General features: G+C 74.7%; 8 protein-coding genes. 4 read left to right on the top strand and 4 right to left on the bottom strand.

What is annotated here, in order from left to right:
* Window positions 1-167: 167 nt before the first annotated feature.
* From ACFY0O_RS24645 to ACFY0O_RS24635, 3 genes are all read right to left on the bottom strand, one after another.
* The gene (locus ACFY0O_RS24645; protein WP_388950039.1) at window positions 168-1601 is read right to left on the bottom strand and encodes an APC family permease; all 1434 of its coding nucleotides are present in this window, start codon (window positions 1599-1601) and stop codon (window positions 168-170) included.
* Between the two features lie 278 nt (window positions 1602-1879).
* The gene (locus ACFY0O_RS24640) at window positions 1880-3997 is read right to left on the bottom strand and encodes a SpoIIE family protein phosphatase (protein WP_388950037.1); all 2118 of its coding nucleotides are present in this window, start codon (window positions 3995-3997) and stop codon (window positions 1880-1882) included.
* 4 nt (window positions 3998-4001) lie between these two features.
* Window positions 4002-5441, bottom strand: a complete 1440-nt coding sequence (locus ACFY0O_RS24635; protein WP_388950061.1) for an MFS transporter — start codon at window positions 5439-5441, stop codon at window positions 4002-4004.
* Window positions 5442-5616: 175 nt separating this feature from the next.
* Here ACFY0O_RS24635 and ACFY0O_RS24630 point away from each other — a divergent pair, with 175 nt between their 5' ends.
* Window positions 5617-6528: a LysR family transcriptional regulator gene (locus tag ACFY0O_RS24630; protein ID WP_388950035.1), complete on the top strand. Its 912-nt coding sequence runs from the start codon at window positions 5617-5619 to the stop codon at window positions 6526-6528.
* Between the two features lie 106 nt (window positions 6529-6634).
* Window positions 6635-7363 carry a class I SAM-dependent methyltransferase gene (locus ACFY0O_RS24625; RefSeq protein ID WP_388950032.1) on the top strand — a complete coding sequence of 243 codons (729 nt, stop codon included), beginning with the start codon at window positions 6635-6637 and terminating at the stop codon, window positions 7361-7363.
* 24 nt (window positions 7364-7387) lie between these two features.
* On the opposite strand, the gene ACFY0O_RS24620 is transcribed toward ACFY0O_RS24625, so the two are convergent.
* Window positions 7388-8299: an alpha/beta hydrolase fold domain-containing protein gene (locus tag ACFY0O_RS24620; RefSeq protein WP_388950029.1), complete on the bottom strand. Its 912-nt coding sequence runs from the start codon at window positions 8297-8299 to the stop codon at window positions 7388-7390.
* A 229-nt stretch (window positions 8300-8528) separates the two neighbouring features.
* On the opposite strand from ACFY0O_RS24620, the gene tdh reads away from it, so the two are divergent.
* Window positions 8529-9557 carry an L-threonine 3-dehydrogenase gene (tdh, locus tag ACFY0O_RS24615; protein ID WP_388950026.1) on the top strand — a complete coding sequence of 343 codons (1029 nt, stop codon included), beginning with the start codon at window positions 8529-8531 and terminating at the stop codon, window positions 9555-9557.
* Window positions 9558-10003: 446 nt separating this feature from the next.
* Window positions 10004-11212 carry a glycine C-acetyltransferase gene (locus ACFY0O_RS24610; protein ID WP_388950024.1) on the top strand — a complete coding sequence of 403 codons (1209 nt, stop codon included), beginning with the start codon at window positions 10004-10006 and terminating at the stop codon, window positions 11210-11212.
* The last annotated feature ends 10 nt before the right edge of the window (window positions 11213-11222 follow it).

The following is an 11222-nucleotide window of genomic DNA, read 5'->3' as shown; positions in this document are numbered from 1 at the left end:
GGGGGGGGGCGCCCGGCGGCCAACTCCCCCCCGCCCTCCCCCCACTGCGGCGGGTTCAACCCCCCCAACACAGGGGGAGGGGGGGGGCGGGGGGGTTGGGGGGGGGGGGGGGGGCCCCCCGGGCCCCGCGGCGCCCCCACCGGCCTTCGGGAAGGCGTCGTGGTCGGCTACGCCGTGACCGGCTGCCCGGCCTCCTTCTCGTCCTCCTCCTCGGCGTCCTCCGGGATGCTCACCAGCCAGCGGGTGTCCTTGCGGGGCCGCAGGTACAGCGCCCAGTACAGGGTGGCCACGGCCGTGATGCCGCCGGTCCACAGCAGGTACTCGGTCTCCTGCTGGGTCAGGATGTACGCCAGCACGGCGATCAGCGCGACCGGCACCGCCGGCCACAGCGGCATCCGCCAGGCGGCCGCCTCACGGTGCTTCCCGCGCCGGCTGAACAGCGCCGCCACCGCGACCAGCAGGTACATGCCGGTCACCGACACGCCCGTCACGCCGTACAGGGTGTCCAGGTTCACGAAGCACATCGCCGCGCCCGGCAGGCCGACCAGCAGGGTGGCCACCCACGGGGAGCCGAAGCGGCCCAGGCGGGACAGGCCGCGGTTGACCGGCTCGGGCCAGGCCTTGTCACGGGCGGAGGCGAACAGCACCCGGGAGTTCTGGATGACCATGACGATGCCCGCGTTGATGATCGCGAGGGCCACGCAGAGGCTGACGAAGGTGCCGACGGCCGAGTTCGACCAGGCGGTCACCATCGCGCCGAGGTCGCCGGAGGCCAGCGCGTCCAGGTCCGGGGCGCCCATGGTGATCGCGACGACCGGGACCAGGATGACGGCGGTGGAGATGGCCAGCGTGGCCAGGACGGTCCGGGGCACGTTGCGGCGCGGCTTCTCCAGCTCCTCCGAGAGGTAGACGGCCGTCGAGAAGCCCTGGGTGATGAAGAGCGCGATCGCCAGACCGGAGACCACCATCATGGCCGTCACCGTGGAGGTGCCGCCGCCCTCGGCGGCCACCGTGCCGTGCACCAGCGCGTCGGCGCCCCGCTCGCTGTGCGCGAAGCCCAGCACGGCCACCAACGCGGCCGCGATCACTTCGAGGACCAGGAAGATGCCGGTGATCCAGGCGTTGGCCCGCAGGTCCAGCAGACCGGCGAGGGTCGCGAGCAGCATCACCGCGCCGCCGGCCACCGGGGCCGGGATGTGGACGACGGGGGCCAGGTAGTCGGCGGTGCCCATGGCGATCACCGGGGGCACGATCATCACCACCAGCAGGGACAGCACGAACACCAGCCAGCCCGCGAGCCGGCCCGCGAGGGTGGAGACCATGGCGTACTCGCCGCCCGCGCTGGGGATCAGCGTGCCCAGCTCCGAGTAGCAGAACGCCACGCCGATGCAGAGCAGCGAACCGATCGCGATGGTCAGCGCGGTCCAGGTGCCGAGGCTGGAGAAGAGATCGGGCACGACGACGAACAGGGTGGAGGCGGGCGTCACGCACGACAGCGTGAGCAGGGTCCCGCCGACCACGCCGATGGAGCGCTTGAGCTTCTGGGGGGTGGGCCCGGTGGCGGGGGCGAGCGCCTGAGGCGCGCTGATCGTTTCAGTCATCGGTGCGGGATTTCCGATCGGCAGTCGCGAAGAAAAAGGGGGTGCGGGAGCGGTATCGCCTCCGGGGCGGTGGTGGGCACTTCTGCTGGGTGGCTCCCGTGGCCGATATGGAAACTCGACGACATCCGCAGGTCAAGAGCTGTCCACGTACGGAATCCATCGTGCGGCGCAACTCTGACACGCCGTTCCGGGCGTTAAGGGCGTGTAAACACCGGCCCGGCGCGGGGTGCGGGAACCGCACGGAGATCCGAATGAATTTCCCTCCGCTTTGCTCTCCCTCAGGCTCGGGACGCCAGGAGCAGGGCGATGTCGTCCGGGCGGTCGGCCGCACCGTCCGCCTTCGCCACCAGCCGATCGGCGGTCTCCGTCAGCGGCACCGGACCGGCCCCGGCCAGGGCGGAGCGCAGCCGTTCCACGCCTTCGTCGATGTCCACACCCGGGACCTCCACCAGCCCGTCGGTGTACAGGGCCAGCACCGCACCCGGCTCCAGCAGCAGTTCCGTTTCCGGGTACTCGGCCTGCGGGTCGACGCCCAGGACCACCCCGCCCGCCAGGTCCAGCACCTCGGCCCGGCCGTCCGGGCGGCGCAGCAGCGGCTGCGGATGCCCCGCCCGGGCGGCCACCGCGCGCCCCGACGCCGGGTCCAGCAGCACGTAGCAGCAGCTGGCGAACTGCCCCGGGTCCAGGTCGATCAGCAGCCGGTTGGTGCCCCGCACCACCTGCTCCGGGGTGCTGCCGCCGATCGTGAACGCCCGGACGGCGCTGCGCAGCTGGCCCATCGTCGCGGCCGCCGCCACCCCGTGGCCCTGGACGTCCCCGATGACCAGCGCCAGCCGGCCCGACGCCGCCTCGATCACGTCGTACCAGTCGCCGCCCACGTCCATCCCCGCCGAGCCCGGCAGGTACCGGCCCACCGTCGCCACCCGGCCCGTCACCGGCAGCCGGTGCGGCAGCAGCGCCGCCTGCAGCCCCCGGGCCAGCGCCGCCTCGTTCTCGTAGCGCCGCGCCCGGGCCAGGGCCTGCGCGATCAGCCCGGCCAGCGCGGTGAGCACCGTACGCTCCTCCGGGCTGAACCCGCGCGGCGCGTCGAACCCGAGGATGCACGAGCCCACCGGGCGGCCCGAGGCGATCAGCGGCAGGAAGGCCCGGGCGCCGACGTCGGCGTCCAGCGGGATGCCCGGATAGGCCGACGCCAGGTGCTGCATCGACTCGAAGAACAGCGGCCGCCCCGAGGTCAGCGTCTCCACACCCGGCAGCCGCACGTCCAGCGAGACCCCGTCGAACCGGTCCAGGAACCCCTTCGGGAACCCGGTCTCCCAGGCCAGGTGCAGGTGCCGCTCGTCCAGCAGGTAGATCGCCAGCTGCCGGCCCCCGAACGCGGGCAGCAGCTCCTCGGTGACCACCGCCGACACCTGGCGGGCCGTCATCGCCTCCGTCAGCGCGATCGCCAGGGCCACCGGCCGGTACAGGGCCGAGGCCCGCGCGGCCGGAGCCCCCGGCCCGGCTCCCGGCCGGGCCGCCGCACCGGGCGCGTACACGGGCCGCTCGGCCGCCTCCAGCACCACCGTCACCCCCGACGGCCCCGGATACAGGCCCACCGACAGCGCCGCCGGATCCGCGCCCGGCCCCCGCCGCGCGGCGAAGAACACCGGCTCCCCGGAGAGGAACGCCCCCCGGAAGTGGTCCTCGTACGCCGGCTGCTCCAGCCACGGCAGCGCCTCCCACAGCCCCCGCCCCACCAGCCGCCCCGCGGGCAGCCCGAGCAGCTCCCCGACCGCGGCACTGGCGAACCCGACGACCCCCTGCCGGTCCACCGACAGCACCCCCTGCGCCAGCCGCTCCACGGCCTCCCCGGCACCCCCGCCCGGCACGGGCCACGGCACGCACACCGGGTCCCCCTCCCAGCGCACCGGATCCCCGGCCGCCGCCAGCCCCGCCAGCTCCCGCGCCAGCCCCGCCGCGGCCTCCCGCATCAGCCGCCGCTCCCCGGCCTCCACCGAGGCCGCCGCCGGACGCACCACCAGCAGTACCCCGAACCGCTCCGGCCCGGCCCCCACGGGCTCGTACAGCGACCCGAACGGGAACGGCAGCCCCGCCATCAGCTGCGGGAACCGCCGCACCGCCGACTCCCCGTCCGGCAGGTGCACGGCCTGCCCGCTGCGGAAGGCCTCCGCCACCGGGTACGGGCGGTTCACCTGGATCCGCCACCACGGCCGGAACAACGGCCCCGGCAGACCCGTCACCGCCGCCATCCGCAGCAGCCCCCCGGTGCCCGACCGCAGGTAGACCCCGCCCGCGTGGCCGCCCAGCGCCCGCACGGCATCCACCGTCGCCCGCGCGAGCACCCGGCCCGCGGCCTCGGACGCCGGGCCGCCGCCGCCCGGTCTCGCCGTCATACGGTCAGGATCCTCCCGGGCCCCCGGCCGCTGCACCCCGGCGCTCCCCGGACCCCCGGAAGCCCAACACCACCGCCGCCGCGGCCACCAGCAGCACGACCGCCACCGTGCGCAGCGCCACCCCCATGGCGTCCGTGAAGGCGCCCGCCGCGGCGTCCCCCGCCGGGCTCCCGTGGAACCGGGAGGCCAGCACGGTGCCGACCACCGCCACGCCCAGCGCCGCGCCGATCTCCCGGGCCGCGGTGTTCAGCCCCGAACCCAGCCCCGCCTGGTGCGGGGGCAGCGAGGAGACCACCGTCATCGTCAGCGAGGGGGCGCACAGCCCCGTCCCCACGGACAGCACCAGCAGGTGGCAGGCGTACACCGGGTACGGTGTCCCGGCGTCGACGGTGGACACCAGCAGCAGGCCCCCCGCGATCAGCCCCAGCCCCAGTCCCACCGGCAGCCGGGGGCCGGTCCGCTGCTGCAGCCGGGCGCCGAAGCGCGGCACCAGCGCCATGCCGACCGTCAGCGGGACGATCGCGAAACCGGTCTGCGCGGGCGAGAAGCCCTTCGCGTACTGGAGGTACTGGGCGTTGACGAAGAACAGCGAGAACAGCCCGAAGAACGCGGCACCGATGCCCAGCGCCCCGGCGCGCAGCCGGCGCGAGGCGAAGACGCGGGGGTCCAGCAGCGGGCGGGCGGCGCGCAGCGCGTAGCCGGTGAACGCGGCCAGCAGCACCGCCCCCGCCGCGAACGCGGTCAGCACCTGGGCCGAGGCCCAGCCGTACGAGGGTCCCTCGATGATCCCGTAGACCACCGAGAACAGCGCCCCCGCCAGGATCAGCGCCCCCAGCGGGTCGACCCCCGCGTCGGGCCGCGACGGCGTGCGCGGCACCGTACGGGCCACCGCGACGGCGAGCAGCGCGCCCAGCGGCACGACGGCCCAGAACAGCGCCCGCCAGGTGAGGAACTCCCCGGCCAGACCACCGCCCACGTTGCCCGCCAGGCCCCCGAGGCCGGCGGAGAGCGTCCAGGTGGCCAGCGCCTGCGGGCGCCGCTCGGGCGGGGTCAGCTGGATCAGCACCGACATCGTGGCGGGCATGATCAGGGCGGCCCCCGCCCCGCACAGCCCGCGCCCGGCTATCAGCACCGCCGGATCCCGCGCGAGCGCGCTCAGCGCCCCGCCCGCCGCGAACAGCCCGAGACCGGCGAGCAGTGCGCCCTTGCGGCCGTACCTGTCGCCCAGGGCGCCGGCCGGGATCAGCAGCGCGGCGAAGACGATCACGTAGGCGTCCACCGCCCACAGCAGCTGCCCCGGGCTCGGGTGCAGGGTGGACGCGGCCAGCTGCGGGATCAGCAGGTTGACGGCGGCGACCATGCCCTGCGCGACGAGCACGCAGGCGTAGAGGGCGAGCGGGGCGGCACGCGACGGCCCCGGGGCCGCCCCCTCCGGGGCGGGGATGGCGGGGGTGGAGCCGGACGCGCGGGGTGCGGACGGTGTGCGGGCATGGCGGAGCACGGCTCCTCCTGGGAGTCGGTGGACGGTGGTGGGCGGGGGACCGGCTGTCGGTCAACCCCGCGGAACCACCGTAGAGTTGGGGCGACCTGCTTTCCAGTGCAACTTCTGCAAGGGATGAATGCGTGTGACGCAATCCGGACCGGCCGGACTGGACCTGAACCTGCTCCTCGCCCTCGACGTCCTGCTGGACGAGTCCAGCGTCTCCGGGGCGGCGGCCCGCCTCCACCTCTCGGAACCCGCCATGAGCCGCACCCTCGGCCGGATCCGCAAGGCCCTCGGCGACCCCGTGCTCGTCCGGGCCGGCCGCACCATGGTCCCCACCCCCCACGCCCTCTCCCTCCAGGGCGAGGTCCGCTCCGTGGTCGAACGGGCCCGGGCCCTGTTCCTCACCGGCGGAGAGGTCGACCTCCGGACCCTGGAGCGCAACTTCACCGTCCTGGCCCACGACTCCTTCGCCGCCTCCTACGGCGCCACCCTCTTCCGGCGGATGGCCGACGAGGCCCCCGGCGTCAGGCTCCGGTTCCTCTCCGAAAGCCACGTCGACGTGCCCGCCCTGCGCGAAGGGGTCGCGGACCTGGAACTCGGCGTCATCGACAGCCGTTCCCCCGAGGTACGGGTCGAGCACCTCTTCGACGAGCGGATGCTCGGCGTCGTCCGCCCCGGACACCCCCTCCTGCGCGGCCCCCTGACCGCCCGCCGGTTCGCCGCGGGGGAGCACCTGATCGTCTCGCGGCGCGGCAGGCTGGAGGGCCCCGTGGACACCGCCCTCGCCGAACAGGGCCTGTCCCGGCGGGTCGTGGGCAGCATCGGCTCCTACCCCGCCTCGCTGTTCGTGCTGCGCGAGACCGACCTCATCGGCCTCATCGCCACCCGGACCGTCCGCCAGGCCGAAGCGCTCGGCCTGGTCACCTTCGAAGTCCCCCTGAACCTCCCCACCCTCCCCTTCGGCCTCGCCTGGCACCCCCGCCACGACGCCGACCCCGCCCACACCTGGCTCCGCGCCTGCGCCCGCGAACTGGTACAAGCCTGAGGAGCCCCCGCGCGCCCCGCGCACTGACCCGAACGCCTCCCTCGTACGGGGGACGCACCGGCCCGGCCCGCCGTCCCCCGCACCCCCGCCGGGGAGGCATGGCCCCATGCACGACGACACCTCCACCCACCCCGCGCCCCGGGCCGCCTTCACCGCGGCCGACGCCTACACCCTGCGCACCGCCCTCGACGCCCTCGGCGGGGTCCGCGACCTCGACGCCCTCGACGTCGCCTGCGGACACGGCGGCACCGCCGCGCTCCTCGCGAGCGGCGGCGCCCGGCGCACCGTCGGCGTCGACAACTGCCCCGACCGCGTCCGCCGGGCCCGCGAGCGCCAGAGCGGCGGCCCGGACGGCCACGCCGCCGCCGTCGAGTACGTCGTCGCCGACGCCGCCGACATGCCCCACCTCGGCCACTTCGACCTGGTCACCGCCGTCTACCCGTTCAGCCACGCCCCCGACCGGGCCGCCCTGCACGCCATGTTCCGCGGCATCCGCGCCAACATGCGCCCCGGCGGCAGGCTGCTCTCCCTCGTCCGCAACCCCGGCGCCTACCCCCGCGTCGACTGGTCCCCCTACGGCATGCGCATCCTCGACCGGGTACCCGACGGCGACGCACCCCTGCTCAAGGCCCAGTTCCTGACCGAACCCCCGTTCCACTTCGAATACCGCGAATGGGCGCACGCCGACTTCGCCGAAGCGGCCGTCGACGCCGGCTTCACCACCGTCGCCTGGCAGCCCAGCCGCACCCCACCCGCCGACGCCGCGCGCGACGAGGCCTACTGGTCCGCCTACCGCGCCGCGCCCGTCAGCTCCCTGATGACCTGCACCGCCTAGGCTCCGGCCCCCCGTGGTCCGGGCTCACTCCTCGTCGGCCGTCGCCCGCACCAGCTCCACGATCCGGTCCCGGGCCGCCCGCCCCTCCGGGACCGGCAGCAGCGGATACCCGTGCGGCATGCCCGGCTCCTCGTGCCATTCCACCTCCGCACCCGCCGCCCGCGCCCGGCGCAGCAGCTCCCGGCTGTCCGTCGTCAGCACGTCCCGCGTCCCGGTGAACACCGTCAGCGGCGCCAGCCCCGCGAACGACCCGTGCAGCGGGCTCACCCGCGGGTCGTCCGCCGTCAGCGTCCCCGCGTACAGCCGCCCCGCCTCCGCCAGCCCCGGCCGGGCCAGCACCGGATCGGCCGCCTCGATCGCCGCCTGGCCCGGATGGCTCATGCTCACGTCCAGCCACGGCGAGATCAGCACGATCCGCGACGGCTGCGCCCCGGTCCGCTCCCGCAGCCGCTGCGCCGCCGCCAGCGCCATCCCGGCCCCGGCCGAGTCCCCGAGCAGCACCGTCCCGCCGGCGCCACCGCTCTCGATCAGACCGCTCAGCAGGTCCGCGGCCACCGGCACGGTCCGGTCCGCCGTCCCGCGCGGGGCCAGCACGTACGCCGGCACCACCACCCGGGCACGGGCCCGCGTCACCAGGGTCCGGATCAGCGACCAGTGCGGCCGCACCAGCTCGTTGATGAACGCCCCGCCGTGCACGTACAGCACCCGCGCCACGGGCTCCTGCCCGAGCGGGGAGACGTCGTACACCGGCCACGCCCCCACGAAGGTCCGCGACACCTCGGCGACCCGCCCCAGCGAACGCGGCGGAAGGTGCGAGGCGGGCCTGCGGGCCGCCTGCGCCACCGTCGCCCGTACCGCCTCCGCGGTGGCGAACCGTCTTCGCCGGCCCGTCGCGACCAGTGCGGCCGACAATGCCCTGCTGCGCAGACTCGGCACGCCCCTCACCTCCCCTTTCACCCCGGCCCCGGACCGCACGGGCGATCCCGGACCAGGCCCTACCCCGTTCCAGGGAGGAGCATAGGCGTGAAGCTGCGCTGTCGACCCGCTTAAGAAAGTCTCGATGGACTGATCACCGCACCGATCGGCACATTGGTGCCCATCACCACGCCACTCGCGCACCAGCGGGCCCGGCGCCCCCTCCTTCCGCACGCCTGGAGCCACCCCCATGAAGGCACTCGTCAAGCACAAAGCCGAACCCGGCCTGTGGCTCATGGACGTCCCCGAGCCCGAGTACGGCCCCGGTGACGTGCTGATCAAGGTGCTGCGCACCGGAATCTGCGGGACCGACCTCCACATCCGTGCCTGGGACGGCTGGGCGCAGGGCGCCGTCAAGACGCCCCTCGTCCTCGGCCACGAGTTCGTCGGCGAGGTCGCCGCCCTCGGCTCCGACGTCCGCGACATCGAGGTCGGCGCCCTGGTCAGCGGCGAGGGCCACCTGGTGTGCGGCAAGTGCCGCAACTGCCTGGCCGGCCGCCGCCACCTGTGCCGCTCCACCATCGGGCTCGGCGTCGGACGCGACGGGGCCTTCGCCGAGTACGTGGTCCTGCCCGCGCAGAACGTCTGGGTCCACCGCGCCCCGGTCGACCTCGACGTGGCCGCCATCTTCGACCCGTTCGGCAACGCCGTGCACACCGCGCTGTCCTTCCCGCTGGTCGGCGAGGACGTCCTGATCACCGGCGCGGGCCCGATCGGCATCATGGCCGCCGCCGTCGCCAAGCACGCCGGCGCGCGCAACGTCGTCATCACCGACGTCAGCCCCGAGCGCCTGGAGATCGCCCGCAAGGCGGGCGCCACCCTCGCCGTCAACGTCGCCGAGTCCTCCATCGCCGAGGCGCAGACCCGCCTCGGCCTGCGCGAGGGCTTCGACGTCGGCCTGGAGATGTCCGGCCGCGCCGAGGCGATGCGCGACATGATCGACAACATGACGCACGGCGGCAAGATCGCGATGCTGGGCCTGCCCGCGCAGGAGTTCCCCGTCGACTGGGCCAAGGTCGTCACCTCGATGATCACCATCAAGGGCATCTACGGCCGCGAGATGTTCGAGACCTGGTACGCGATGACCGTGCTGCTGGAGGGCGGCCTCGACCTGACCCCGGTCATCACCGGCCGCTACGCGCACACCGACTTCCAGGCCGCCTTCGACGAGGCCGCCACGGCCCGCAGCGGCAAGATCATCCTGGACTGGACGAAGTAGCGTCAGCCGACGCGGCGCTTCGGGCCCCCCGGGCCTCGGCCTCCGGCCCAGGTCCCGACCCTGAGCTCCGACCCAGGTCCCGGACCTGGATCCGGACCCGGACCCAGAATCCGGGCCCAGAATCCGGGTCCGGTCCCCGGGTTCCGGGTCAGGGTCAGGCTCCCCGGGCCCTGGGCCTCGGCTGCGGGCCGTGACCGGCGACGCGCAGGCCGCCGTGCCCGCAGCCCCCGGCAGCCGCGGGGCCGACGGCGCGCGCCGGCCACGTACGGCCACAGCGGCCGCCGGAGGCCCCGGCAGCCGCTACGGTCGTCGCGCGGTACCAGCCGCCCGCCACCACCCCCCAAGACCATCTCCCTCCGGGCCGGGCCCCGCACACCCTCCCCCCTCCGCGGGGCCCGGCCCCACCCCCGGCCCTCCTCCCGACCGCACAAGGAGACACCGAAGCCATGTTCGAGTCCGTACGCGAAGACCTCCGCACCACCCTCGACGAGATCCGCGCAGCGGGCCTGCACAAGCCCGAGCGCGTCATCGGCACCCCGCAGAACGCCGCCGTCGCGGTCACCGCGGGCGGCGCCCCCGGCGAGGTCCTGAACTTCTGCGCCAACAACTACCTCGGCCTCGCCGACCACCCCGAGGTCGTCAGCGCCGCCAAGCACGCCCTCGACCGCTGGGGCTACGGCATGGCCTCGGTCCGCTTCATCTGCGGCACCCAGGAGGTCCACAAGGAGCTCGAGGCGCGCCTGTCGGCCTTCCTCGGCCAGGAGGACACGATCCTCTACTCCTCCTGCTTCGACGCCAACGGCGGCGTCTTCGAGACCATCCTCGGCGCCGAGGACGCGGTCATCTCCGACGCCCTCAACCACGCCTCCATCATCGACGGCATCCGCCTCTCCAAGGCCCGCCGCTTCCGCTACGCCAACCGCGACATGGCGGACCTCGAAGCCCAGCTCAAGACCGCCACCGAAGGCGGCGCCCGCCGCAAGCTCATCGTCACCGACGGCGTCTTCTCCATGGACGGCTACGTCGCCCCCCTCACCGAGATCTGCGACCTGGCCGACCGCTACGACGCCATGGTCATGGTCGACGACTCCCACGCCGTCGGCTTCGTCGGCCCCGGCGGCCGCGGCACCCCCGAGCTGCACGGCGTCATGGACCGGATCGACATCATCACCGGCACCCTCGGCAAGGCCCTCGGCGGCGCCTCCGGCGGCTACGTCGCCGCCCGCGCCGAGATCGTCGAACTGCTGCGCCAGCGCTCGCGCCCGTACCTCTTCTCCAACTCCCTCGCCCCGGTCATCGCCGCCGCCTCCCTCAAGGTCCTCGACCTCCTGGAGTCCGCCGGCGACCTGCGCGACCAGCTCGCCGCCAACACCAAGCTGTTCCGCACGAAGATGACCGAGGCCGGCTTCGAGATCCTGCCCGGCGACCACGCCATCGCCCCCGTCATGATCGGCGACGCCGCCGAGGCGGCCCGGATGGCGGAGCTCCTCCTGGAGCGCGGCGTGTACGTCATCGGCTTCTCGTACCCCGTCGTGCCGATGGGCCAGGCCCGCATCCGCGTCCAGCTCTCCGCGGCCCACTCGACGGCCGACGTGGAGCGCGCGGTGGCCGCGTTCGTGGACGCCCGAGCGGCGCTTTCCGCTGCTCAGGGCTGACATCATGGAG

The organism is Streptomyces sp. NPDC001594, from assembly GCF_042893675.1.
Lineage (GTDB): Bacteria > Actinomycetota > Actinomycetes > Streptomycetales > Streptomycetaceae > Streptomyces.
This window is presented reverse-complemented; position numbering and strand designations above follow the sequence as displayed.

Excerpts from the sequence above, each read along its gene's own strand:
- ACFY0O_RS24645 (WP_388950039.1), bottom strand. The coding sequence starts at position 1,601 with ATGACTGAAACGATCAGCGCGCCTCAGGCGCTCGCCCCCGCCACCGGG.
- ACFY0O_RS24640 (WP_388950037.1), bottom strand. The coding sequence starts at position 3,997 with ATGACGGCGAGACCGGGCGGCGGCGGCCCGGCGTCCGAGGCCGCGGGC.
- ACFY0O_RS24630 (WP_388950035.1), top strand. The coding sequence starts at position 5,617 with ATGCGTGTGACGCAATCCGGACCGGCCGGACTGGACCTGAACCTGCTC.
- ACFY0O_RS24625 (WP_388950032.1), top strand. The coding sequence starts at position 6,635 with ATGCACGACGACACCTCCACCCACCCCGCGCCCCGGGCCGCCTTCACC.
- tdh (WP_388950026.1), top strand. The coding sequence starts at position 8,529 with ATGAAGGCACTCGTCAAGCACAAAGCCGAACCCGGCCTGTGGCTCATG.
- ACFY0O_RS24610 (WP_388950024.1), top strand. The coding sequence starts at position 10,004 with ATGTTCGAGTCCGTACGCGAAGACCTCCGCACCACCCTCGACGAGATC.